This window comes from Burkholderia sp. BCC1640 (genome assembly GCF_902833125.1).
Taxonomy (GTDB): domain Bacteria; phylum Pseudomonadota; class Gammaproteobacteria; order Burkholderiales; family Burkholderiaceae; genus Burkholderia; species Burkholderia diffusa.
Genome location: NZ_CADFEF010000004.1, coordinates 222772 through 245497, shown reverse-complemented (window position 1 = coordinate 245497; position 22726 = coordinate 222772). Strand labels below are relative to the sequence as shown.

The window sequence follows — 22726 nt, the reverse complement described above, 5'->3', positions numbered from 1 at the left end:
CTCGCAGACCGGTTTCACCTGTGTCGGCGCCCCGTGCCTAGACTCCGAACCGTAGTCACATGACGCACGACACGTGCAGGGAGTCGCGAAATGAGCAAGAAACTTATCCTCGGTGCAGTTCTCGGTGTAGCGGCGCTGGCAGCTTCGGGTGTCGCATCGGCCCATGTCGACCTGTCGGTCGGGATCGGTGTGCCGGGCGTTTATGAAGCGCCGGCGCCGGTCTATGTGGCGCCGCCTCCGCCGGTGATGTACGCGCCGGTGGGTTACCGCGACGACGACTGGCGTGCGCGTCAATGGCGTGAACACGAGTGGCGTCGCCGTGAATGGCGCGAGCACGAGTGGCGCGAGCGCGCCTGGCGTGACGGCGACGGCTGGCGCGGCCGCTGGAACTGAACCGGGCGACCGGCTCACGAGAATACTGATCACGACGACAAGAGGAGAGTGATCGCATGATGCCCATTCGACACATCAGGTCGTGCGCGGCGGCCGCCGTCGTTGCGCTCGCAACGATCGGCAGCGCGCACGCGGCGGGCTGCATGAAGGGCGCGGTGGTGGGCGGCGTCGCCGGCCACTACGCGGGACATCACGCCGTGGTCGGCGCGGTCGGCGGCTGCATCGTCGGCCACCACATGGCGAAGAAGCACGAGCAGGAGGTGGCGGCGCAGCGCAAGGCCGCCGCGCAGGGCGTGCAGCCTGCGCAGTAAGCGCGCTCACCGGCGGAAACGGCGCGACGGTGCCGTTTCCGCCTTTCATCTCCCTTCGTCCGACGACGGCCGGCCACGCAGTCCGCGCGCGCGACCGGCATGTCGCACATTGATCTGACGAATGTGCACCTTGCGCACCGTTACGATCATTTACAACGTCGAGTCGCGCGGAAACCGCGTGTTCCTAGAATGCAATCATTCGAACACGCTCCAGGGAGCAAACAATGAAAACGCAACGATATCTGTCCGTACTGGCTGCAGCACTCCTCGTACTCGGTGCCGTTTCCGCGAATGCGGCGGCCGGCGGCAATGGCGGTGGTGGCGGCAACGGTGGTGGTCACGGTGCCGGCGGCATGGGTGGCAACGCGGGCGGCATGTCCGCCGGCCACATGAGCGGCGAAGCGCTGAGCAACTCGAACAGCGTGCACGCGGGCGACCGCGATAAGGGCCTCGCGCGCGCAGCCGACCGCTCCGACACGATCGCCGATCGTGCAGGCACGCAGCCGGGTCACGGTCATGGGCACACGCACGGCCATACCGCGCATGCGTCGACATCCACGCATCACGCACATCGCAACGCATTCGGCCGCACGCTGTAACTGCGGCGCACGCATGTGGAGAAAGGGCGCTTCGGCGCCCTTTTTCGTGGCGGGGAGAAAACGGAGGTGCTGGGCACCGCGATCGCATCGACCCCGATTTGCAACCAGCCGTAACCACATGCGCGAACCCGCGAGGATACGAATCGCTTTCATCCGTATGACAAGCGGATTCATCGCGGCCGGATCGATGAAACGAAAAAAAGGGCGGCTCGTCGCCGCCCTTCGTTTCAGCGTCCCGCGCCCGCCAGCGGCGCGACGGCTGCGACCGGCTCGAACAACGCATCGGCCTGCCTGACGCGCACGAATCGCGCGGCCTCTCCGCCGTCCACCAGCGCACGGAAATGCGCTTCGCCGCACACGAGCTTCGCGCGCTCGTGCTCGCTCGTCACGTCGCCGTCGGCATTCGGCGTATCAACGACGAAATACAGCCGCTCGCCGCCGTCCTGCTCCGCGAGCACCGCCCAGTCCGGGTGATAGCTGCCGAGCGGCGTCGGCACGCGGAACCATGCGGGCAGCTTCGCGTACAGCTTCACGCCGTCGTGCGCTTCGAGCGCATCGGCGAACGCACGCTCCGCGTCGGTCTCGCACACGACGGCCTCGTGGATCGACTTCCGCGCATCGGGCCGCAGATTGCGCAGATAGCCGGTCAGCGCCTCGCTTTCGAACGATTCGAGCGCATGCACGTGGCGTTCGCCGAGCTTGCGGTACGCGATGCCCGCAACCAGCGCGAGCCGCTTGCAGCGGTTGATCGCCTCGGCGGCCAGCGCGATGAACTGCTGCGGATTCACGCGGAAATCGTCGAGCCGGCCGCTGTCGGCCAGGATCGTCGCGAGCGAGCGGCGCGTGAGCTGCGTGCGGTCCTGCAGTTCGGTGAGCAGGTCGGGCAGCGGCAACTCGCCTTCGTCGATCAGCACCGTGCCGGCGCCCGCCACCTCGATCGCTTCGATGCCGGCCTTGCCGATGTCGATCTCGGCCTTGCGCCATTGCAGCCGTGCGCGCGCGATGTCCGGCGCGTCGCGCAGCGCGGCCGTGCAATCGCGCACGAGCTTCGCGTTGTCGAACTCGACGCTGTACACGGTGCGATGGCGGATGCGGTCCCACAACGCGCGGAAGTCGTCGCCGAACACGACGGCTTTGCCCGATGCATCTCGCCGCAACGCGATCGCGCGACGCTCGTCCGCATTGCGCACCGCGAAGCGGCCCGACAGCTTGCGCAGCGTCGCGACGATCGGCGCGCGCAGCGATTCGAACGCCTCGGGCAGCACGAGCGCGCTCTGGCGCAGCGCATCCTTGAGCCGGTCGAGCACCTTGCCCTGTGCGTCGACGTAGCCCTGCTCATGCAGATGCGTCCACAGCACGCGTGACAGCTCGATGCCGAGCGCGTGCGCGGGCCCGTCGCCTTCCTGCACCGGAAGCGCCGCGAACTGGTGTTCCTCGACGATCCCGAAACGGATGCCCGTATCGGCCTCGATTTCCTTCTGGAGGTTCTCCGCGAACGACTCGTAGCGCTCGGTCGCGATCACGGTGAGCGTGTTCACGCCCGGGTCGCGCACGCGTTCGCCGTCCTGGTCGACCGCGAGGCGCAGGCCGCGGCCGAGCGTCTGGCGACGCTCGCGTTCGGTCTGGATGTCGCGCAGCGTGCAGATCTGGAACACGTTCGGGTTGTCCCAGCCTTCCTTCAGCGCCGAATGCGAGAAGATGAACTTCAGCGGCGTGTCGAACGACAGCAGCGCTTCCTTCTCGCGCATGATGAGGCCGTACGCGCGCTCCGCGTTCTCGCGCGCCGCGGCGCTGCTTTCGCTCGTGTCGGTCCAGCCGCCCTTGCGGTCGATCGAGAAGTAGCCGTTATGTGCGCGCTCGACTTCGAGCGCGACGTCGACGCCGTCGAACAGCGCACGGTAGGCCGGCACGCGCGCCGCGCGCGCATATTCCTCTTCGAAGATCAGCGCGTAGTCGCCCTTCACGGGCATCCCGTTTTCGTCGTAGCGGCGATAGCGCTCGACCGAATCGACGAAGAACAGCGACAGCACCTTCACGCCGCGCTCGGCCAGACGCAATTCCTTGTCGAGATGCTCGCGGATCGTGCGGCGGATCATCTCGCGCTGCACGGCGAGGGTGTCGATGTCGCCGAACGCCTCGCCGAGCGACAGGAACGCCTCGCCTTCCGGATGGCGCAGCTCGACGTATTCGGCACCCTTCACCGCATGCACCTCGCCGATTCGCAGCCCCGCGTACAGCGCGCGCTTGGTCAGGCGTTCGAGATCGTCGCCGTCGGTCGCCGACACGATCTGGCGCTTCACGCCAGCCGCGGTCGCGACGTCGAGCTCGATGCGCGCGCTGATCGCGCCGCGCCGGTTCGACACGCCGACGAGCCGCACGTACGGCTTGTTGTGCGCATCCTCGACGATCGCCGACGCGATCTCGATCTGCTTGACGAGCTTGCGCTCGTACGCGTCGACCGCGTCGAGCCGGTACACCATGTGGTGGCGGTCGACGTGCGTCGCCGAATAGCGCAGCGTGCAGAGCGGCGCCATCGCGGCGAGCGCTTCGCGCCCGCGCCCCTCGAGCCCGCCGTCGACGCTTTGCGGCTCGTCGACGATCACGATCGGCCGCGTCGCGCGGATCAGGTCGATCGGCTTCTCGCCGCCGGTCTTCTCGCTGTCCTTGTAGAGGTTGTTGATCTCTTTCTTGTTGATCGCGGCGACCGTCATCACCATGATCTGGATCGCCGCGCTCGCCGCGAAGTGGCGCACCTGGCCGAGCTTCGCGGAGTCGTACAGGAAATAGTCGTACGGCACGCCCGCGTACAGCGCGCGGAAATGGTCCTCGGTGATCGAGAGCGTCTTGTGTACGCCTTCCTTGATCGCGATCGACGGCACGACGATCACGAACTTCGTGAAGCCGTAGCGGCGGTTCAGCTCGAAGATCGTGCGCAGATACACGTAGGTCTTGCCGGTGCCGGTCTCCATCTCGACGGTGAAGTCGCGCGAGCCGGGCAAGCCGGACGGCGGCAGCCCGCCGCGCAGCTGCACGTCGGCGAGATTGCGCGCGAGCGCGTCGTCGGTCAGCGACAGCCGGTTGCCGACGCCTTGCTCCGACACCGCGAAGCCGAGCGAGCCTTGCGCGGCGGCCGTCGTGCCGGGCGCGGCGTTCGCGAGCACGCTGAAGTCGCCGCGATACGATTCCTGGCCGCGAAACAGGTCGCAGACGGCGTCGATCGCCTCGCGCTGGTAATCGAGATCCGCTTCGAAATGCAGCCGCATCACAGGCTCCGCACGCGCTTCACGCCGTGCTGTTCGAGCAGCGCGGCGAGATTGAGCTTCGCGACGTCGTCGACGAAGCCGCTGTCGCGGAACAGGCACGTGACGTCGCGCGTCGCGCCGGTCGCGTCGAGCAGCTCGACGATGCCGTCGGCGAGCGGGCCCGCGTCGTCGCGCGAAATGCGCGCATCGAAACACGCGACGATCGAGCGGCCGATCAGGTGCACGGTCTTGCCCGCGATCTGGTGATGTTCGACCGGCGTGCACAGGTCGAGGCCTAGCTTGAGCGTCAGCTCGGCGAGCAGGTCGTCCTCGCTGCGGCCCGTCTTCACGTGCTCGACGGATGCGAAGAGCGCGTGGTCGAAATCGTCGCGGCGCGGATCCCACTCGATCACGTTGGTCGTGTCGAGCCGGTACACGCGGAAACCGAGATCGCCATAGCTTTCCGGATAATCGCGCGCGACCTGCTGCGCGGTGCGGCGCAGGCGTTCCTTCGTGATTTCCGCGAGCGTCAGCGGCTTCTTCAGCTTCGCGCAGAAATCGGCGGCCGCCAGTTGCGTCTTGTCGCGGCGGTCGAGCGCCTCGGGCAGCTGCACGAGGATGTAGCGGCGCGCGCCGCCGTCGGTCGCGTTCACCTGCATCACCGCGTGGCCGGTGGAGCCGGAGCCGGCGAAGCAGTCGAGCACGATGTCGTCGCCGCGCGTGCACCAGCCGATCACGGCCGCCGCGAAATCGACCGGCTTCGGCTGGTCGAACGGGATGCCGAGCGTCTTCAGCAGCGCGTCGTCGGAGCCGGCGAACGGCAGCACCGACGGCACGTTCTCGTACATGTTCTCGTCGAGGTAGTAGATCCGCTGCGGCTGCGTGGTTTCGTCAGGACCGAATTCGATCTGGCCGCGCTCGATCAGCGCCTGCATTGTCGCGGGCGGGTTGCGCCAGCCGCGCGCCGGCATCGCGCACGGCTTGCCGGTGACCGGGTGGATCAGCGGCGTGAAATACTCTTCCGGCGCCTTCTTCTTGTTCGGCCACGCCATCGACACGAGGCGGTACACGCGCCCGTCGGCCGACAGCCGGTCGTACATCACCTCGCCGCCCGACAGGTTGGTCTGCGCCTTCATCCACGCGCGGTATGCCTTTTGCGCGTCCTTCGCGTTGCCGCTGCGGTACACCGCGTCGTGCGCGGCATCCAGCATGCGCTGCGCGTTGCGCTTCGGGCGCTTCAGCGGCGCCTGCTCGAGCAGCGTCTCTGCGTTGCGCGCGAACAGCACCAGCGATTCGTGCTGATACGCGACGCCGCGCGCATCGCCTTTCGGGTTGCGCTTGTCCCACACGGCGACGCCGAGCTCGTTCTCCTCGCCGAAGATCTCGCGCAGCATCAGCACGAGCGCGTGCACTTCATGCTCGTCGATGTGCACGGCGATCAGCCCTTCGTCGGACAGCAGCGCGTGCGCGAGCTTCAGGCGCGGATACATCATGTTCAGCCAGTCGGTGTGGAACCGGCCGTTCGCCTCGGTGTTGGTGCTGCGCTTCATGCCGCCGTCGGTCTGGCCCGTCATCGCCAGGTAGTGGCGGATGCTGTCGCTGAAGTCGTCCGGATAGACGAAATCGCTGCCGGTGTTGTACGGCGGGTCGATGTAGACGAGCTTCACCTTGCCCGCGTAGCTCTTGTGCAGCAGCTTCATCACGTCGAGGTTGTCGCCCTCGATCACGAGATGGCGCGTGTCGTCCCACGCGACGCTGTCGCCGGGGCACGGACGCAGCGTGCCCGTCGACGGCGTGAGCGCGGCCTGGCGCGCGCTGCGCTTGCCGTGCCAGTGGAAGCCGTAGCGCTCGTCGGCGTCGCCGACGGTGCGCTCGCCGACCAGCGCCTTCAGCACGTCGACGTCGACCGACGCGCCGTCCGGGCCTTCGGTCACGAGTTCGGGGAACAGCGCCTTCAGGCGCGCGACGTTGTCGGCGGTGAAATCCGTCGACATCGCCTGCGGGCTCGCCGCATCGAGTTTCTGCATCGTTTTTTCCATCGGAGCCCGGCCGCGTGCGCCAGGACGTCGGGCGCACTCACGGCACCGGCGGCAATGGCCACCCGGGCAAACCCGAAACGCTAGCGAGTCGGTCGGCGCAGGTCAAGCACCGATGTGAGGCGATCGTGCGTGCATCGACCGCGATCGCCCGTCCCACGGGCCGCAAGCGGCTTCGGGCCGGTTGTCGCGGCGCCGGCCGACCGGCGTGTCACGGGGGCCCCGCACGGGCCGAAAACGACGAAAAAAAGGGCACGGTCGGCGCAATGCGCCGGCGTGCCCGCATGGAGAATCCCGAACGAAGGGCACGGCGGGGCGCGGCGCGCCCCGGCCGCGGGGTCAGAAGCGCGTGCGGATGCCCGAGGTCAGTTCGAGCTGGTTCTTCGCGCCGAACGTCGACGACACCGTGTAGCCGCCATGCAGCTTCATGTAGTCGCCGGCCAGATACACCTCGGTGCGCTTGCTCAGGTGGTAGAACACCGACCCGTAGATCGTCTCCTTGAAGCCGTTGCCGACGCCGTTGGTCAGGCTGAACGCGCCGAGGTTCGCGTTCGGCGTGAAGCCGTCGGCGTTGTACGCGGCGTTCTTGACGCGCATCTGCTGGTAGCCGAGCTCGTAATCGAGCGCGCCCTTCGGCGCGATCTTCATCGACACGGTCCACGAATCGTCATGGCGCTGGCCGAGCGAGCCCTGGTCGCCGTTGTAGCGGAAGTAGCCGGCATTCAGGCGCACGATACTGAACGAATAGTCGCCGCCGACCGAGAACGTCTGGTTCCTGAAGCCGTTGTGGTTCACGTGGTTGTAGAAGCCCGACACGGCGAACGGCCCGCCGTTGTAGCCGAGCGCGACCTGGTATGCGGAGCCGGTCGCAAACGAGGTCGAGTTGCTGAACTGGTAGCCGGCGCTCGCGAAGATGCCGTTGCTGAACAGCTTCTTCCACGCGAGGCCGTTGTTGTAGCGCGTGCCGGTCGGGCCAGCCGCGTAGAAGATCATCTGCTTGAAGTTGTTCGAGTTGGTCCAGCCGCCTTCCTCGGTCGTGAGCTTCGCGGAACCGTACGCGTCGCCGTAGATCGCCGATGCGTCGCGCGCGATCGTATTCTGGAAGCCGGCCGTCAGCTTGCCGAAGCGCTCGTCCTCGACGCCAACCCATGCGTCGCGGTCGAAGATCTGGCCTTCGTCTTCCATCTGGCCGTTCGCGACCACGAATTCGCTTTCGAGGCGGAAGATGATCTTCGTGCCGCCGCCGATGTCCTCGGCGCCTCGCAGGCCCCAGCGGCTGCCGCTGAACCACGGTTCGCCTTCGTTGCCCATGCCGATCACATGATTGCCGTTCGCGTCGGCGTGGGTCCGGTAGGTCGGAAAGCTCAGGTCCATCAGGCCATAGAGCTGCACGCTCGACTGCGCGTGCGCCTGGGTGCCGGCGCACAGGCCTGCCGCCGCGATGGAAAGGGCAAGGGTTTTTCGTTTCAAGATCGTCTCCTCCGAGCTGCCGCATTGAAATCTGTTTGTTGGCAGTACGTAATGTATGCCAGCTGTTGCCGGCCACAGCGAGGGGGCCGACATGTAGCATCGTAGAGGGTGGAATCCTTCACGCCGCTTTCCCGGAGGAAAGAATCGGATCGGTGAAAACACCGAACGCGCAATAATCGCGAATCGGGCAGGCGGGCGGACGCGAGCCCGGCAGGCCGCCCGCGGGCTGCCGACACGTTACGTGCTACGAATCGACGCCGGAGGCGGGGCCGTCAGTCCTGCGCGTTCTTCTCGCGCAGGATGTAGCCGAGCCCGCGCAGCGTGATGATCTCGGCCGTGCTGCCCGCGAGATGCTTGCGCAGCCGGTGGATATAGATGTCGATCGCATCCGCGCTCGGTTCGTCGTCGAGGGCGAACACGCTGTCCATCAGCCGCGCCTTCGACACCGTCTTGTTTTGCTGCAGCATCAGCGTTTCGAGAATCGCATGCTCGCGGCGGCGCAGCGCGAGCACCGCGTCGCCGCAACGGAATTCGCGCGTGCCGAATGCATAGACGAGATCGCCGCATACGAGCTGTGTCGTGCCCACACCGGCCTGCCGGCGGATCAGCGCGCGGATCCGCGCGACCAGTTCGCGCGATTCGAACGGCTTGACCACGTAGTCGTCGGCGCCCGCGCCGAAGCAGTCGACCTTGTCGTCGACCGAGCCGTGCGCGGTCAGCATCAGCACCGGCACGTTGTCGTTGCGGCGCCGCAATCGCGCGAGCACTTCCTTGCCGCTGATGCCCGGCAGCCGCATGTCGAGCAGCACCGCGTCGTAGCGTTCGGTTTTCAGTACCGTGTCCGCGCGTTCGCCGTCGCCGACGCAGTCGACCGCGAAATCCTCGCCGCGCAGCAGGTTCACGATCCAGTGCGCGAGTTCGGCGTTGTCTTCGACCAGCAGGAGTTTCATGGCGACTTCTCTTCAGGCGTATGCGGGCAGCCGCACGGTCACGACGATACCGCGATTGCCGGGCCCCGGCGCGAGCGACGCGCTGCCGCCGTGCGCCTGCGCGATCTCGCGGACGATCGCGAGACCCAGGCCCGAGCCTTCGGTGTCGGCCGACACGCGGTAGAACCGCTTGAACACGTGCGGCCGCGCTTCGGCCGGAATGCCGGGGCCGTTGTCGACCACGTCGAGCACGACGGCGTCGCCGTCGCGCCGCGCGGCGACCGTCACGCAACCGCCCGGTTGCGTATAGCGCACCGCGTTGTCGACGAGGTTCATCACCAGCGCGGTCAGCAGGCTGTCGCTGCCCGCGACGTCGAGCCGTTCGCCGAGATCGGCGCCGAGGTCGATGTCGCGCTGCTGCGCGAGCACGATCGTTTCCTCCAGCACGCTCGATACGACGGCGGCGAGATCGACGCGATGCGTGAGCAGCGTCGACGGCGTCGCTTCCGCGTGCGCGAGCAGCAGCAGCTTGTCGGTCACGTCGGCCATCTTGCGGCTGCTGCGCTGCATGCTGTCGAGCACCGACGCGAGTTCCTCATCGTTGTGCTCGCGCTGCCGCGCATACTGGATCTGCGTATCGAGCACGGCGATCGGCGTGCGCAACTGGTGCGCGGCGTCGGCGATGAAGCGGCGCTGCGTGGCCGTGTGCGTATTGAGCCGCGCGATGCACTGGTTGATCGCGTCGACGATCGGCCGCAGCTCGTGCTGCAGCCGCTCCGGGCGAATCGGCTCCAGCTCCATTGGCCCGCGGTCGGCGACGTCGTCCTTCAGCTTCATCAGCGGGCGCAGCTCGAGCGTGAGGCCGAGATAGACCAGCACGACCGCGAGCACCAGCATCAGCGACAGGCGCACGAGCTGCGGACGCCAGATCGTCGCGACCATCGCATCGTGCGAGCGCGTCGTTTTCGCGACGACCACCGTGACCGTCTCGATCTTGCCCTCGTTGTACAGCTGGCGGTCGTAGACCACCGCGCGCAGCGGCACGTCGTCGAGTGCCATGTCGTACAGCGTCGGCTCGATGCCGTGCCGTTCGGGCAGGGCGAGCGCCGGATTGCCGGCGAGCAGCCGCTCGCGGCTGTCGATCACCTTGTAGTAGACCGAATCGGCCGACGGCGACTCGAAGATCTCCAGCGCGGCGGGCGGCACGTCGGCCGCGAGATAGCCGTCGCGCCATTCGACGTCCTCGCCGATCGTGCGCGCGGACGCGACGAGCGCGCTGTCCTGCACGAGCCCGGCCGTGGTCCGCGCGGTGTCGTACGACATCGCGCCCGCGATCAGCACGAACACCGCGAGCGGCAGCAGCAGCCACCACAAGAGCCGCCCGCGCAGGCTGTGCGCCATTCCTTCTCCTCAATGCCGAACCGCGCCGGGGCAACCGGCGCGGTTCGGGCGTGTGATCCGATGCGTGCGCTGCTCAGAACGCGGCGGGGCGCCACTTGAGCAGGCGCTTCTCGAGCCAGGTCAGCAGATAGTCGGCGGCCAGCGCGACCACGGCCAGCACGATCATCGCCGCGAACACGCCGCTCGCGTTGAACGCGCCCTGGGCGGTGGAGATTAGCAGGCCGATGCCCTGCTTGGAACCCAGGAATTCGCCGACGACCGCACCGACCAGCGCGAAGCCGAAGCTCACGTGCAGGCTCGCGAGAATCCACGAGAGCGCGGACGGGATCACGACCGACGTGGTGATCTGCCGGCGCGACGCGCCGAGGATCTGCGCGTTCGCGATCAGGTAGCGGTCGGCTTCGCGCACGCCCTGGAACGCGTTGCCGAACACGACGAAGAACACCATCACGACGGCCAGCGCGATCTTCGATGCCATCCCGAGGCCGAGCGCGATCACGAACACCGAGCCCAGCACGACGCGCGGGATCGAGTTCGCGATCTGGATGTACAGGCCGAACACGTCGGCCATCAGCTTGTTGCGGCCGAGCACGATCCCGCAGATCACGCCGGCGACCGAGCCGATCAGGAAGCCGATCGTGGTTTCCTCGAGCGTCACCCAGACCTGCGTGAGCAGCGGCCCCTGCGACGTGCCGTTGACGAACCAGTCCTGGATCTGCGCGAAGATCAGCGTCGGCTGCGAGAAGAAGAACGAATCGATCCACTTGAGCCGCGCGGCGAGTTCCCAGCCGCCCAGCACGACGACGAGCACGGCGATCCGCAGGCCGATGATCAGTTGCCGGCGGCGGCGCAGCCGGGTTTGAGCGGCGCGCGACTCGTCCTCGAGCGACGTTGCCGGAATGGCGGTGGGGGGAAGCGTCATGTCGGTCATGCTCCTGTCCTGTCCTTGCTGCTGTCAGCCGATCTGCACTTCTTCGCGCAGGTCGTGCCAGATGTCCTTGGAAATTTCGATGAAGCGCGTGTCGTAGCGAATCTCCGACGTGACGCGCGGGCGCGGCAGGTCGATCTCGTACACGCGCTTGAGCGTCGCGGGGCGTGCGGTCAGCACGAACACGCGGTCGGCGAGCGCGATCGCCTCCTCGAGGTCGTGCGTGACGAACACGACCGAGCCCTTGTTCGCGGACCACAACTGCAGCAGTTCGTCCTGCATCAGCGTGCGCGTCTGCATGTCGAGTGCCGAGAACGGCTCGTCCATCAGCAGGATTTCCGGCTGGTTGATGAAGGTCTGCGCGAGCGCGACGCGCTTGCGCATCCCGCCGGAGAGCTGATGCGGGTAGTGCTTCGTGAACTTGTCGAGGCCGACCTTGCGGATCCATTCCTCGGCCTGCGCGTACGCGACGTCCTTTGAGCGGCCGCGAAACAGCGGGCCCGCCGCGACGTTGTCGATCACGTTGCGCCACGGGAATACCGCGTCGGCCTGGAACACGAAGCCGATGCGCGGGTCGATCCCGTCGACCGGGCGGCCCATCACGCGCACCTCGCCCGACGCCGGCTTGAGCAGGCCGGTGATGAGGTTCAGCGTGGTCGACTTGCCGCAGCCGGTCGGCCCGACGATCGCGATGAACTCGCCGCGCGCGACGTTCATGCTGAAGTCGCGCAGCGCGACGGTGGCCTTGCCTTCCGGCGAAATGAAGCGGCACGACACATTGCGAAACTCGATCGCCGGTGTGCTCGGGGAAACTGCCTGATTCATCGCATTCGTCCTGCGGGTGAGGAGGGCGCCGCATCGTGGCGACGCCGGGCCGGTCAACCGGGCCGGAACGGGGAACGCGCGGCGGCGGGATCGCCGCCGCCGGCGCCTGTATCGCTCTCGATTACTTCGCGTTCACGAAATCGTTGGTGTAGGTGCGCGCCAGGTCGATGTGCTTGCCCTTCACCGACGGGTTGAACGCCGACAGCACCTTCAGCACCGTCGCCGGGCCGTCGGCCGGCATCTTCGCGTCGGCCGTGTACATCGGCAGCGATGCCTTCAGCGCGGACACGTACAGCGCCTTGTCCTTCTGGTAGTCGGCCGGCATCTTCGCGGCGATTTCCTCCGCGCTGTGCGTGTGGATGAACTGCATCGTCTTCGCGAACGCGTGCGCGAGCTTGGTCGCTTCGGCCTTGTGCGAATCGGCCCACGCCGACTGCACGTACAGGCTCGCGGCCGGATAGGTGCCGCCGAGCGCGGCGCGCGTGCCTTCCAGCGTGCGCAGGTCGACCAGCACCTTCGCGTCGCCCATCTTCTCGAGGGCGGACACCGTCGGCTCGGTCGTCATGCCGGCGTCGATGCGACCCTGCTTGATCGCGGCGATGAAGCTCGCGTCGGCGCCGACCGGCAGCATCGTGTACTGCGTCGACGTCACCCCGTGCTGCAGCGCGAGATATTGCGTGAGGAAGCTCGTCGACGAGCCGAGGCCCGTCACGCCGAGCGTCTTGCCTTTCGCGTCGGCCATCGACTTGAAGGTGGGGGCGGCCTTGGTCGACACCATCTCGACCTCGCCCGGCACCTGGCCGAACACGGCGATCGCCTTCACTTCCTTGCCTTTGCTCTGCAGGTCGATCGTGTGGTCGTAGAAGCCGACGACGCCCTGCACGGCGCCCGCCAGCAGCTCGTTCTCGGCATCGACGCCGGCCGGCTGCGACAGCAGTTCGACGTCGAGCCCTTCCGCCTTGAAGTAGCCGAGCTCCTGCGTGAGCCGCGCGGGCAGGTAGATCAGCTTGGCGATCCCGCCGACCATGATCGTGACCTTGCCGCCGTCGTCGGCGAAGGCGGGGTGAGCGGCGAGCGCGCAGCTCAGGCTGGCTGCAACGGCGAGGGTGCGCAGGATGGGTCGCATCGGGGTCGTCTCCTTCGTTGTATTCGTTTGGCGCGATGCTTGCTGCATCGTCCTGACGAGTATAGGGAGACGAAACCTTCCGCTACCTTTCGCGGTCCGGCGATTCCTTTAGGGGTTTTCCAGCAATCGGGGGCTCAAGCGGCCTACCGCCACCCCACCAGCACCCGCCCCATCGCATCCAGCCCCATGTCGAACAGGTGCGCCACGAACGGCACGAGGTTCGGGATCATCAGTTGCACGAGCAACAGCCCGACCAGCATCGTCACCGGAAAGCCGATCTGGAAGATGCCGATCTGCGGCGCCGCGCGGTTCAGGATCCCGAGCGCGAGGTTCGCGATCAGCAGCGCCGCGACCACCGGCAGCGCGAGCAGCAGCCCCATCTCGAACACGGTCGCGCCGAACGCGGCGAGCGTGCGCCAGCCGGGCGCGTGCAGCAGGTCGGCCGACACCGGCAGCGACTGGAACGACGCGGCCAGCGCCGCGAATACCTGCAGGTGGCCATCCACGGCAAGGAACGCGAGCATCGCGATCGCGTTCAGGAAACGGCCCATCGCCGGCGTCGCGCCGTTCGAATGCGGGTCGAAGAAGGTCGCGAAACCGAGCCCCATCGACAAGCCGATGAAGTCGCCGGCCGCCTCGACGGCCGCGAACACGATCTGCATCGTGAAGCCCATCGCCACGCCGATCAGAAACTGCGTGACGACGATCCAGATGCCCTGCGCCGAGAACACGGTGACGGCCGGCATCGCGCCGAGCGTCGGCGCGACGACCAGCGCCATGAACGCGGCGATGCCGATCTTCACGCGCACGGGCACCGCCGCGTGGCCGACCACGGGCGCCGTCGCGACGAGCGCGAGCATCCGCACGAACGGCCACAGGAAAGCCGTCAGCCAGCCGTTGAGCTGCGCGTAGGTAACCGAGAACATCGCGGCGGTACGGAGCCTGGCGTGCCGCTCAGCCGGCGCCGAGCGTCGCGACGTGCAGCAGCGTCTGCCGCAGGTAGTCGAGCATCGTCGTCAGCATCCACGGGCCGGCGATCACGAGCGTCGCGGCCACCGCGAGCAGCTTCGGGATGAACGACAGCGTCGATTCGTTGATCTGCGTCGCGGCCTGGAACAGGCTCACGACGAGGCCGACCGCGAGCGCGACCAGCAGCAGCGGGGCGGCCAGCAGCAGGCCGACCATCATCGCCTGGTGCGCCAGCGTCATCACTTGTTCGGGCGTCATCGCGCGCGTCCTCCGCTTACGTGAAGCTCTGCGCGAGCGAGCCGATCAGCAGCTGCCAGCCGTCGACGAGCACGAACAGCATCAGCTTGAACGGCAGCGACACGGTGGACGGCGACACCATCATCATCCCCATCGACATCAGCACGCTCGCGACGACCATGTCGATGATCAGGAACGGGATGAAGATCGTGAAGCCGATCTGGAAACCGGTCTTCAGCTCGCTCGTGACAAACGCGGGGACCAGCAGCGACAGCGGCACGTCTTCCGGGCCCTGCATCGGCGCGGCCTTCGAGATCTTCGCGAACAGCGCGAGATCGGTCTCGCGGGTCTGCTTCAGCATGAAGCTCTTGAACGGCGCGACGCCGCGCTGCACGGCCTGCTCCATCGGCATCGCGCCGTCGGAGAACGGCTTGTAGCCGTCTGCGTACGCGCGGTCGAGCACCGGCGACATCACGAAGAAGGTGAGGAACATCGCCAGGCCGACCAGCACCTGGTTCGGGGGCGTCGTCGCGGTGCCGAGCGCCTGTCGCAGCAGCGACAGCACGATGATGATGCGCGTGAAGCTCGTCATCATCAGCAGCATCGCCGGCAGAAACGACAGCATCGTGAGCAGCAGCATCGTCTGCACGCTCAGCGAATAGGTGGTGCCGCCGTTCGGGCCCGGGCTGGTGTTGAACGCGGGCAGGCCGGCCGCCTGCGCGCACGCGAGCGCGGGGGCTAGGCCGAGGATCAGCACGGGCGCGAAGCGCGCCGCGTGACGCAGGAATTCGTGTTTCATCGAGATGCGAATACGGAAAGAGGGCGCGACGCCATGTCAGCGGTCCTTGCCGCGCCCGAAGCGCTTCGCGGCTTCGCCCGCGAGCGCGTCGCGAAATCGCGCGCCGAACGTGCCGGGCTGGCCGCGTTCGTCCGATGCGGCCCCGGCGGGGGCGTCGGCCGAAGCCGGCGCCGTCGTGACCGCCGCCGAGCCGGCCGGCAGCGTATGCAGCAGCCGCACGTTGCCCGGCGCGACGCCGAGCACGAGCCAGGTATCGCCGATCTCGACGATCGTCGCGCTTTCCTTCGCGCCGAGCCCGACGCTCGACACGACCTTCAGCGGGCCGCCGCGCCGCGCGGGCTGGAACCCGAAGCGGCGCGCGAGCCACGCGCAGCCGAACACGAGGCCGATCACGACCGCGAGCCCGACGAGCGTCTGCAGCACCGCGCCGACGCCGAGCGACGGCACGGCCGAGCCGACCGTCACGCTCGACGCGATGGCGCCGGCGTTGTTCACCGCGTTCATGTCGGCGGCGCCGGCCGGCGCGCAGACGAACGACGCGGCGATGGCCAGTGCCGCCACGCTCGGCAAAAGGCACGCGCCGCGGCCGGACTTCACGACGTTCACCGATTCAGCTTCCGGATGCGTTCGGCCGGCGTGATGATGTCGGTCAGCCGGATGCCGAACTTGTCGTTGACGACCACGACCTCGCCCTGCGCGATCAGGCAGCCGTTCACGAGCACGTCCATCGGCTCGCCGGCGAGGCCGTCGAGTTCGACGACCGAACCCTGCGCGAGCTGCAGCAGGTTGCGGATCGCGATCTTCGTGCGGCCGAGCTCCACGGTCATCTTGACCGGGATGTCGAGAATCATCTCGATGTCGTTGTGCGTCGAGCTGGCGGCGGCCTTCGACAGCGGCTGGAACACGCCGGCGCCGGTCGCGCCCGCCTGCACCGGCTGCTGGTTCTGCTCGGCCAGCGCGGCGGCCCAGTCATCCAGGCTCGACTCTTCTTCCGCCGCGGCGGGTGCCGCCGGCACGGCCGCGGCCGATTCCGCGAGCGCCGCGTCGGCGAGCGCCTGCGGGTCGAGTTCGGGCGTCGGGTTCAGCTCACTCATATCCACCTTCCTTCATCGTGTCGCCCGCGCTGATCATCTTCTGCACGCGCAACGCATATTGACCATTGAAAATGCCGTAGCCGCATTCCATCACCGGCACGCCGTCGACCTTCGCGGTGATCGTGTCCTCGATCTCCAGCGGCAGCACGTCGCCCGCACGCAGGTTCAGGATCTTCTCGAAAGTCGACGGGATCTCGGCGAGATTCGCGCTCAACTCGACCTCGGCCGACTGCACCTGCTGCGACAGCACGCGCACCCAGCGGCGGTCGACCTCGAGCGCCTCGCCCTGGATCGGCGACGCGAGCACGTCGCGGATCGGCTCGACCATCGAGTACGGCATGCAGATGTGCAGCGTGCCGCCCGTCGGCCCGAACTCGATCGAGAACTGCGTGACGATCACGATCTCGTTCGGCGTCGCGACGTTCGCGAACTGCGTATGCATCTCCGAGCGCACGAATTCGAACTGCAGCGGCCGCACGCTCTTCCACGCGGTCGTGTAGTGCTCGAACACCAGGTTCAGCAGCTTGCCGATGATCCGCTGCTCGGTGGCCGTGAAGTCGCGGCCCTCGACGCGCGTGTGAAAGCGCCCGTCGCCGCCGAACAGGTTGTCGACGACGAAGAACACGAGGTTCGGGTCGAACACGAACAGCGACGTGCCGCGCAGCGGCTTCACGTGCACCAGGTTCAGGTTCGTCGGGATCGGCAGGTTGCGGGTGAACTCGCTGTACTTCTGCACCTTCACCTGGCTCACGGAGATTTCCGCCGTGCGCCGCATGAAGTTGAAGATGCCGATCCGCAAGAGGCGCGCGAAGCGGTCGTTGATGATCTCGAGGCCGGGCATCCGGCCGCGGACGATCCGCTCCTGCGTCGCGATGTTGTAGGGGCGGACGCCCGACGTGTCGCGCTGCTCGTCGACTGAATCGGTTTCGCCCGTGACGCCCTTGAGGAGGGCGTCGACCTCCTCCTGGGACATGAACTCCTGGTGGCCCATGCGCGCTCCTTGTCCGGCCGCGTTATTGGACGACGAATTCGGTGAACAGCACGTCGTCGACCTTCGCGCGCTGGTTGCCCGGCTGCGTCGGCTGTTCGATCAGCTCCCGCAGTTCCGTCGCGAGCGAACGCTTGCCGTCCGGCGTCGCGAGATCCTCGGGATGCTTGTTCGACAGCGCGAGCAGGATCCGGCTGCGGATCTCCGGCATGCGCGCGGTCAGCTGCTCCTGCGCCTTCGGGTCGGTGAGCTTCAGCGACAGGCCGACGCGCAGGTAGTGCTGCACGCCGTCGTCCGACTGCAGGTTCACGGTCAACGGGTCGAGCGGGAAGAACACCGGCGCGGCAAGCGGCGCGGGTTCGGCGGGCGCGCTCGCATGGCCGACGCCTGCCTTGCTCAGGAACACGTACATGCCGCCCGCGGCGGCGGCGGCCGCGCCCAGCGCGATGACGGCGATGAGCGCGATGCGCTTGAACTTGCCGGACGAAGCCGGCTTGTCGGCGGTCGGGTTTGCAGTCGTGGAGGCCATGTGAATGCGTGCGTGATGTCTCGTAGCATGCATTGTTCGGCATCCGGGCCGAGCCCGATGGGCGGAAAAGAGGGGGGAATTGCGGCTATCTCAGCCGATTGTCGGGCGGGTGTCGGCTCGATGCAGGGCGGGAACGGCGGGGCGAGGCGCGGCCGGCGGGCGCCGGGGCAGCGAGGCGGAGCGGGCTGGCGGCGGCGCCCGCCCGCGCGGCGTCAGATCGGCAACAGCGACAAGAGCGGCGCGATCAGCACCATCGCGACGCCGGCGATCATCATCGTGAGGCTCGACACGACGCCTTCCTCGCTGCCGATCTCGCGCGCCTTCGCGGTGCCCACGCCGTGGGCGGCCGCGCCGAACAGCGCGCCGCGCGCGAGCCGCGTGCGCATCGGCACCAGCGCCAGCACGATTTCGCCGAGCAGCATCCCGCAGATGCCGGTCGCGATCACGAAGAGGGCGGTGAGGTCCTTCGGTGCATGGATCTTGTCGGATACGGCCAGCGCGAACGGGGTCGAGACCGAGCGCGTCATCAGCGAGCGCTGCAGCTCGGGCGACAGGTGCAGCAGCTTCGCGAGCAGCAGCGACCCGCACACGCCCGCGCCGATCCCGACCGCGACGCCGACCGACAGCGACAGCCAGTGGCGGCGGATCAGGTCGCGGTACTCGTAGATCGGCACCGCGAACGCGATCGTCGCCGGGCCGAGCAGCCACATCAGCCAGCGCGTGTCGCGGAAATAGACCGAATACGGGATGCCGGTCAGCAGGACCAGCAGCACCAGCACGCCGGGCACGAACACGAGCGGTGAGAACAGCAGCGTCTTCCTGTACGCGTAAAGCCGCTTCGACACAAAATACAGGACGACCGTCAGCACGAAGCAGCCGACGGAGATCGCGGTATTCACTTGGTCGGCGGACAGGTTCGACAGCAGCGCGGGCATTCCAGGCTCCGGCTCAGTGGGCGGACACGGTGGCGAGGCGCGCGCGGCGGCGCTCGGCGAACACGCGCTGCGCGGCGAGGCGGCGTTCGAGCTTCGCGGCGAGATCGACCGCCACCGCCACCGCGACCATCACGAAGGCGGTGCCGGCGAGCATGACCAGCGCGATACGCCAGCCGTCCTCGCGGAAGAGCCCGCCGTACTGGACGGCCGCGACGGCGGCCGGCACGAAGAACAGCAGCATGTCGGACAGCAGCCAGTTCGCGCCGTCCTTGACCCACGCGGGCGCGACGCGGCCTGAAAACAGCAGCGCGAGCAGCACCGCGAGGCCGATCACGCCGGACGGCACCGGCAGCCCGACCGCGCGTACCGTCCAGTCGACGGCCATCCACAGCACGCCGAGCGCGGCGGCCTGAAGCACGATCCGGCCCGTACGCGCAACGTTGCCCGAAGCGGCGGGGCGGGCGGCGGCAGTGGCGGTCGGCTGGGTCATGGCGGGCTCCATACAGATATTTCGTCGATGGTGTGAGTATAGGGTTTCCCCTAACCATAAATAAAATGACTTGTCTCTATCCTTATCATTCCAATTCGGAATTCAGTTTGTGTTCGCTGCACCAACCTGGGGAGTGATCGATGGAATTGCGCGCGCTGCGGTACTTCGTCGAGGTGGTCCGTCAGCAGAGTTTCACGGCGGCCGCCGACCGGCTGTTCGTCACGCAGCCGACCATCAGCAAGATGGTGAAGGCGCTCGAGGACGAGATCGGCTCGCCGCTGCTGCTGCGCGACGGCCGGCAGATGGTGCTGACCGACGCGGGGCGGATCGTGTTCCAGCGCGGCCAGGACGTGCTCGCCGCGCAGGCGCAGCTGCAGTCGGAGCTGAAGGATCTCGGCACGCTCGGGCGCGGCGAGCTGACGATCGGCATTCCGCCGCTCGGCGGGTCGCTGTTCACGCCGATCATCGCCGCGTACAAGCAACGCTATCCGAACATCGAGCTGAAGCTGTTCGAGCAGGGCGCGCGGATGATCGAGGCCGCGCTGATGTCGGGCGAGCTCGAGCTCGGCGGGCTGCTGGAGCCGGTCGATCCCGCCACGTTCGAGCGGTTGCCGATGGTGCGCGCGCCGCTGTGGCTCGTCGCGCCGCGCGAGTCGCGCTGGGAGGACCACAAGGCCGTGCCGCTCGCCGATCTCGCGCGCGAGTCGTTCGTGTTCTACGCGGAGAGCCTCGCGCTGCACGACGCGGTGCTCGACGCGTGCCGGCAGGCCGGCTTCACGCCGTCGATCGTGAGCCGCAGCGGACACTGGGATTTCATGGCGGCCCTCGTGCACGCGGGCGTCGGTATCGCGCTGTTGCCGGAGCCGTACTGCCGGCGGCTCGACGCGCGGCAGTTCACGTGCCGGCCGATCGTCGAGCCGGAAATCACGTGGGCGATCGCGCTCGGCTGGCTGAAGAAGGGTTACCTGTCGCACGCGGCGCGTGCATGGCTCGAGGTCGCGCGGGCGACGCTGCCGATCGCGTCGGGCGACGATCTGGCCTTCGGCGGATTGCTGGCGCGGGAGTGAGACCCACCGCCGGGATGGAAGAGGAGCGGGCCGGCGCCGGCGCGGCCCGCCGCGCGTTCAGTGCCCCATCGCCGGCCCTGCGCCCTTCTTCGGCTTCGTGATCCACACGAGCGCCGCGAGCGCGATGAACACGCCCGCCGACAGGTGAAAGAAGTCGTTGGTCGCCATCATGAAGCCTTGCTGCGTGACGAGCTGGTTGAGCTGCGCGTTGGCCGTCTGCCCGACGATGCCGAGCTGTGCGAGCGCGCCCTGGTAGTCGGTCGTGCTCTGCGCATAGACGCTCACCGATTCCGACAGCCGCGCGTGGTGGTAGATCGCGTCGTTCTCCCAGAACGTCGAGCTGGCCGCGGTGCCGATCGCGCCGGACAGCGTGCGCAGGAAGTTCGACAGCCCCGACGCGCTCGCGAGCCGCTCGTCGGAGATGCTCGACAGCGTGATCGTCGTCATCGGCACGAAGAAGCACGCGACGCCGATCCCCTGCACGAGCCGCGGCAGGATCACGTGGTTGAACGGCACGTCGAGCGTGAACGTCGAGTTCCAGATCGACACGCCGGCGAACACGATGAACGCGAAGCTCGCGACCATCCGCAAGTCGAGCCGGTGCATGTTGCGGCCGATCAGCGGCGACAACACGAGCGCGAGCAGCCCGACCGGCGCGGTCGCGAGGCCGGCCTTGCCGGCCGTGTAGCCCATCACCGTCTGCAGCCACAGCGGGAAGATCACGACCGAGCCGAAAAAAGCCATGAAGCCGAACGAGATGATCATCGCGCCGAGGGCGAAGTTGCGGTCCTTGAACAGCGACAGATCGACCACCGGTTCCTTCTCGGTCGCCTCCCACACGAGCATGAACGCCAGCGACACGACCGCGATCAGCGCGAGCGCGACGATGAAGGTCGAGTTGAACCAGTCGCGGTCCTTGCCGAGGTCGAGCATCATCTGCAGGCACGACACGCCGATCACGAGCAGCGCGAGGCCGACCGCGTCGATCCGCTGCTTCGTCGTCTTCGTCTCGCGGCCGCGCAGCAGGAAGTACGCGCAGGCCGCCGAAAAGATCCCGATCGGCAGGTTGATGTAGAAGATCCACGGCCACGTGTAGTTGTCGCTGATCCAGCCGCCCAGCAACGGGCCGAAGATCGGCGCGACGATCACCGTCATCGCCCATAGCCCGAGCGCGAGCCCGCGCTTCGCGGGCGGATAGCTGCGCATCAGGATCGTCTGCGACAGCGGCACCATCGGCCCCGACACGAGGCCCTGCAGCAGCCGGAACGCAATCAGCGTCTCGAAGTTCTCCGCGAGGCCGCACAGCGCCGACGCGATCGTGAACGCGAGCACCGACAGCGTGAACAGGCGCACTTCGCCGACCCGTCGCGCGAGCCAGCCGGTCAGCGGCACCGCGATCGCGGACGCGACCGAATACGACGAGATCACCCACGTGCCTTCGCTCGTCGCGACGCCGAGGCTGCCCGAGATGGTCGGCACCGCGACGTTCGCGATCGACGTGTCGAGCACTTCCATGAAGGTGCCGAGCGCGAGCCCGACGGTGAGGAGCGCGAGCGCGCCGCCGGTCAGCGGCGCGGGTTCGGCGGGACGGGGCGCGGCGGATGCCGTGGTGGCGGACATCGGAATCTCCTAGACGCGGCGCGCGCGACGCGCCGGCACAGCGCACGGGCGCACGATATCGCGCGGCCCGGCTGGTGGGAACGGGTGAGGGGAGAGACGGAGCGCGTGCCTTGTCATCTTCTGCCCAGACAGAGAAATAAGCGACTGCTTAACCTAAACATCGGGCCTCCGTGCTCAACAATCCGGTTCGTCGGGCTTCGGGCAGCCGGTGTCGCCGGGCCCGTTGGCGATGAACCGCTGCAGCAGGCCGGTGAGCAGCGCGAGCTCGTCGGCCGAGAAGCCGGCAAGCTGCGCGTTCAGCGCGGTCGCGATCAGCGACGGCAGCGCGCGGGCCGCTTCGGCGCCGCGTTCGGTCAGCGTCAGCTCGATCACCCGGCGGTCCTGTTCGCTGCGCGAGCGTGCGATCAGGCCCTTGCGCTCGAGACGGTCGAGCATCCGGGTCATCGATCCACTGTCGTACGACATCTTGCGCGACAGCTCGAACGGCGTGCGCGCATAGCCGCGCGACAACAGCAGGATCACGCCGATCTGCTGCGCGGTGAGGTCGTACGGCTCGAGCGCGCGGTCCATTCGCTCGACGAGCGCCTGCCGGGCCTTGGTCAGGTAATAACCGAGGCTCGTTTCCAGTGCGATGGTGTCGGGATCGTAGAGGCCGCCGTTCATGCGAATTGCGCGCGCAGCAATAGTGCGTTTCAGGTCAAAACGCGCCCAGTATCTTGAAAATTAATTGCTTAGTCA

Annotated in this window: 23 protein-coding genes; 4 read left to right on the top strand and 19 right to left on the bottom strand. The window is 67.6% G+C overall.

The annotated features are described in order from the left end of the window. Nucleotides 1-90 precede the first annotated feature (90 nt). From HWX25_RS07065 to HWX25_RS07055, 3 genes are all read left to right on the top strand, one after another. The gene (locus HWX25_RS07065) at nucleotides 91-393 is read left to right on the top strand and encodes a hypothetical protein (RefSeq protein ID WP_059531368.1); all 303 of its coding nucleotides are present in this window, start codon (nucleotides 91-93) and stop codon (nucleotides 391-393) included. A 56-nt stretch (nucleotides 394-449) separates the two neighbouring features. Beyond that, nucleotides 450-704 carry a hypothetical protein gene (locus tag HWX25_RS07060; RefSeq protein ID WP_059531365.1) on the top strand — a complete coding sequence of 85 codons (255 nt, stop codon included), beginning with the start codon at nucleotides 450-452 and terminating at the stop codon, nucleotides 702-704. A gap of 224 nt (nucleotides 705-928) precedes the next feature. Next, nucleotides 929-1303, top strand: a complete 375-nt coding sequence (locus tag HWX25_RS07055; RefSeq protein WP_175907854.1) for a hypothetical protein — start codon at nucleotides 929-931, stop codon at nucleotides 1301-1303. Nucleotides 1304-1530: 227 nt separating this feature from the next. Here the strand turns inward: HWX25_RS07055 and HWX25_RS07050 are convergent, their stop codons facing one another. The 17 genes from HWX25_RS07050 to HWX25_RS06970 all read right to left on the bottom strand — a co-directional run bounded on the left by HWX25_RS07050 (nucleotide 1531) and on the right by HWX25_RS06970 (nucleotide 19301). After that, a complete protein-coding gene (locus HWX25_RS07050; RefSeq protein ID WP_175907852.1) occupies nucleotides 1531-4566 on the bottom strand; it encodes a DEAD/DEAH box helicase family protein in 3036 nt (1011 codons plus the stop codon). Beyond that, complete coding sequence (locus HWX25_RS07045; protein ID WP_175907850.1) at nucleotides 4566-6572, bottom strand: site-specific DNA-methyltransferase; 2007 nt, start codon at nucleotides 6570-6572, stop codon at nucleotides 4566-4568. Before HWX25_RS07045 ends, HWX25_RS07050 begins: the two co-directional genes overlap by 1 nt. A 348-nt stretch (nucleotides 6573-6920) precedes the next feature. Further along, nucleotides 6921-8051 carry a porin gene (locus HWX25_RS07040; protein ID WP_059814617.1) on the bottom strand — a complete coding sequence of 377 codons (1131 nt, stop codon included), beginning with the start codon at nucleotides 8049-8051 and terminating at the stop codon, nucleotides 6921-6923. A 272-nt stretch (nucleotides 8052-8323) separates the two neighbouring features. After that, nucleotides 8324-9001, bottom strand: coding sequence for a response regulator (locus HWX25_RS07035; RefSeq protein ID WP_059531350.1), 678 nt, complete (start codon nucleotides 8999-9001; stop codon nucleotides 8324-8326). A gap of 12 nt (nucleotides 9002-9013) precedes the next feature. Then, on the bottom strand, nucleotides 9014-10381 hold the full coding sequence (locus tag HWX25_RS07030; RefSeq protein ID WP_175907847.1) for a sensor histidine kinase: 1368 nt from the start codon (nucleotides 10379-10381) through the stop codon (nucleotides 9014-9016). Between the two features lie 73 nt (nucleotides 10382-10454). After that, on the bottom strand, nucleotides 10455-11312 hold the full coding sequence (locus HWX25_RS07025; RefSeq protein WP_107938093.1) for an ABC transporter permease: 858 nt from the start codon (nucleotides 11310-11312) through the stop codon (nucleotides 10455-10457). A 24-nt stretch (nucleotides 11313-11336) separates the two neighbouring features. Next, entirely contained in the window at nucleotides 11337-12134 is a 798-nt protein-coding gene (locus HWX25_RS07020; RefSeq protein ID WP_059531344.1) for an ABC transporter ATP-binding protein, read from the bottom strand. A gap of 121 nt (nucleotides 12135-12255) precedes the next feature. Then, nucleotides 12256-13260, bottom strand: a complete 1005-nt coding sequence (locus HWX25_RS07015; protein ID WP_059690698.1) for an ABC transporter substrate-binding protein — start codon at nucleotides 13258-13260, stop codon at nucleotides 12256-12258. Nucleotides 13261-13403: 143 nt separating this feature from the next. Beyond that, the gene (gene fliR, locus HWX25_RS07010) at nucleotides 13404-14186 is read right to left on the bottom strand and encodes a flagellar biosynthetic protein FliR (protein ID WP_175907845.1); all 783 of its coding nucleotides are present in this window, start codon (nucleotides 14184-14186) and stop codon (nucleotides 13404-13406) included. A 28-nt stretch (nucleotides 14187-14214) separates the two neighbouring features. Further along, the gene (gene fliQ / locus HWX25_RS07005; RefSeq protein WP_006750427.1) at nucleotides 14215-14487 is read right to left on the bottom strand and encodes a flagellar biosynthesis protein FliQ; all 273 of its coding nucleotides are present in this window, start codon (nucleotides 14485-14487) and stop codon (nucleotides 14215-14217) included. Between the two features lie 16 nt (nucleotides 14488-14503). Then, nucleotides 14504-15265 carry a flagellar type III secretion system pore protein FliP gene (gene fliP / locus HWX25_RS07000; protein ID WP_059465943.1) on the bottom strand — a complete coding sequence of 254 codons (762 nt, stop codon included), beginning with the start codon at nucleotides 15263-15265 and terminating at the stop codon, nucleotides 14504-14506. A 36-nt stretch (nucleotides 15266-15301) separates the two neighbouring features. After that, a complete protein-coding gene (gene fliO / locus HWX25_RS06995; protein ID WP_175907843.1) occupies nucleotides 15302-15871 on the bottom strand; it encodes a flagellar biosynthetic protein FliO in 570 nt (189 codons plus the stop codon). Further along, nucleotides 15868-16359 carry a flagellar motor switch protein FliN gene (gene fliN, locus HWX25_RS06990; protein WP_059531336.1) on the bottom strand — a complete coding sequence of 164 codons (492 nt, stop codon included), beginning with the start codon at nucleotides 16357-16359 and terminating at the stop codon, nucleotides 15868-15870. Before fliN ends, fliO begins: the two co-directional genes overlap by 4 nt. After that, on the bottom strand, nucleotides 16352-17350 hold the full coding sequence (gene fliM, locus HWX25_RS06985; RefSeq protein ID WP_059531334.1) for a flagellar motor switch protein FliM: 999 nt from the start codon (nucleotides 17348-17350) through the stop codon (nucleotides 16352-16354). The genes fliN and fliM overlap by 8 nt, the downstream gene beginning before the upstream one ends. Nucleotides 17351-17372: 22 nt before the next feature. Next, nucleotides 17373-17909: a flagellar basal body-associated protein FliL gene (gene fliL, locus HWX25_RS06980; RefSeq protein WP_059531331.1), complete on the bottom strand. Its 537-nt coding sequence runs from the start codon at nucleotides 17907-17909 to the stop codon at nucleotides 17373-17375. Nucleotides 17910-18088: 179 nt separating this feature from the next. Continuing rightward, complete coding sequence (locus HWX25_RS06975) at nucleotides 18089-18811, bottom strand: LrgB family protein (RefSeq protein WP_059531328.1); 723 nt, start codon at nucleotides 18809-18811, stop codon at nucleotides 18089-18091. A gap of 13 nt (nucleotides 18812-18824) precedes the next feature. Beyond that, the gene (locus tag HWX25_RS06970; RefSeq protein WP_059814600.1) at nucleotides 18825-19301 is read right to left on the bottom strand and encodes a CidA/LrgA family protein; all 477 of its coding nucleotides are present in this window, start codon (nucleotides 19299-19301) and stop codon (nucleotides 18825-18827) included. Between the two features lie 140 nt (nucleotides 19302-19441). On the opposite strand from HWX25_RS06970, the gene HWX25_RS06965 reads away from it, so the two are divergent. Then, on the top strand, nucleotides 19442-20368 hold the full coding sequence (locus tag HWX25_RS06965) for a LysR family transcriptional regulator (protein ID WP_059531322.1): 927 nt from the start codon (nucleotides 19442-19444) through the stop codon (nucleotides 20366-20368). A 57-nt stretch (nucleotides 20369-20425) separates the two neighbouring features. Here the strand turns inward: HWX25_RS06965 and HWX25_RS06960 are convergent, their stop codons facing one another. Together HWX25_RS06960 and HWX25_RS06955 are read right to left on the bottom strand one after the other, a co-directional pair. After that, nucleotides 20426-21988 (bottom strand): DHA2 family efflux MFS transporter permease subunit, encoded by a 1563-nt coding sequence (locus HWX25_RS06960; protein ID WP_059814597.1) that lies wholly within the window; start codon nucleotides 21986-21988, stop codon nucleotides 20426-20428. 174 nt (nucleotides 21989-22162) lie between these two features. Further along, complete coding sequence (locus HWX25_RS06955) at nucleotides 22163-22651, bottom strand: MarR family transcriptional regulator (RefSeq protein WP_059531315.1); 489 nt, start codon at nucleotides 22649-22651, stop codon at nucleotides 22163-22165. Nucleotides 22652-22726 lie beyond the last annotated feature (75 nt).

Bases quoted from the DNA above. Each gene is read 5' to 3' on its own strand.
- HWX25_RS06970 (WP_059814600.1), bottom strand. From the start codon at position 19,301: ATGACCCAGCCGACCGCCACTGCCGCCGCCCGCCCCGCCGCTTCGGGC.
- HWX25_RS06975 (WP_059531328.1), bottom strand. From the start codon at position 18,811: ATGCCCGCGCTGCTGTCGAACCTGTCCGCCGACCAAGTGAATACCGCG.
- HWX25_RS07065 (WP_059531368.1), top strand. From the start codon at position 91: ATGAGCAAGAAACTTATCCTCGGTGCAGTTCTCGGTGTAGCGGCGCTG.
- HWX25_RS07020 (WP_059531344.1), bottom strand. From the start codon at position 12,134: ATGAATCAGGCAGTTTCCCCGAGCACACCGGCGATCGAGTTTCGCAAT.
- HWX25_RS07055 (WP_175907854.1), top strand. From the start codon at position 929: ATGAAAACGCAACGATATCTGTCCGTACTGGCTGCAGCACTCCTCGTA.
- HWX25_RS07030 (WP_175907847.1), bottom strand. From the start codon at position 10,381: ATGGCGCACAGCCTGCGCGGGCGGCTCTTGTGGTGGCTGCTGCTGCCG.
- HWX25_RS07035 (WP_059531350.1), bottom strand. From the start codon at position 9,001: ATGAAACTCCTGCTGGTCGAAGACAACGCCGAACTCGCGCACTGGATC.
- fliP (WP_059465943.1), bottom strand. From the start codon at position 15,265: ATGAAACACGAATTCCTGCGTCACGCGGCGCGCTTCGCGCCCGTGCTG.
- fliQ (WP_006750427.1), bottom strand. From the start codon at position 14,487: ATGACGCCCGAACAAGTGATGACGCTGGCGCACCAGGCGATGATGGTC.
- fliR (WP_175907845.1), bottom strand. From the start codon at position 14,186: ATGTTCTCGGTTACCTACGCGCAGCTCAACGGCTGGCTGACGGCTTTC.
- HWX25_RS06955 (WP_059531315.1), bottom strand. From the start codon at position 22,651: ATGAACGGCGGCCTCTACGATCCCGACACCATCGCACTGGAAACGAGC.
- HWX25_RS07025 (WP_107938093.1), bottom strand. From the start codon at position 11,312: ATGACCGACATGACGCTTCCCCCCACCGCCATTCCGGCAACGTCGCTC.
- HWX25_RS06960 (WP_059814597.1), bottom strand. From the start codon at position 21,988: ATGTCCGCCACCACGGCATCCGCCGCGCCCCGTCCCGCCGAACCCGCG.
- HWX25_RS07015 (WP_059690698.1), bottom strand. From the start codon at position 13,260: ATGCGACCCATCCTGCGCACCCTCGCCGTTGCAGCCAGCCTGAGCTGC.
- fliL (WP_059531331.1), bottom strand. From the start codon at position 17,909: ATGCATGCTACGAGACATCACGCACGCATTCACATGGCCTCCACGACT.
- HWX25_RS07060 (WP_059531365.1), top strand. From the start codon at position 450: ATGATGCCCATTCGACACATCAGGTCGTGCGCGGCGGCCGCCGTCGTT.
- fliM (WP_059531334.1), bottom strand. From the start codon at position 17,350: ATGGGCCACCAGGAGTTCATGTCCCAGGAGGAGGTCGACGCCCTCCTC.
- fliN (WP_059531336.1), bottom strand. From the start codon at position 16,359: ATGAGTGAGCTGAACCCGACGCCCGAACTCGACCCGCAGGCGCTCGCC.
- HWX25_RS06965 (WP_059531322.1), top strand. From the start codon at position 19,442: ATGGAATTGCGCGCGCTGCGGTACTTCGTCGAGGTGGTCCGTCAGCAG.
- HWX25_RS07045 (WP_175907850.1), bottom strand. From the start codon at position 6,572: ATGCAGAAACTCGATGCGGCGAGCCCGCAGGCGATGTCGACGGATTTC.
- HWX25_RS07050 (WP_175907852.1), bottom strand. From the start codon at position 4,566: ATGCGGCTGCATTTCGAAGCGGATCTCGATTACCAGCGCGAGGCGATC.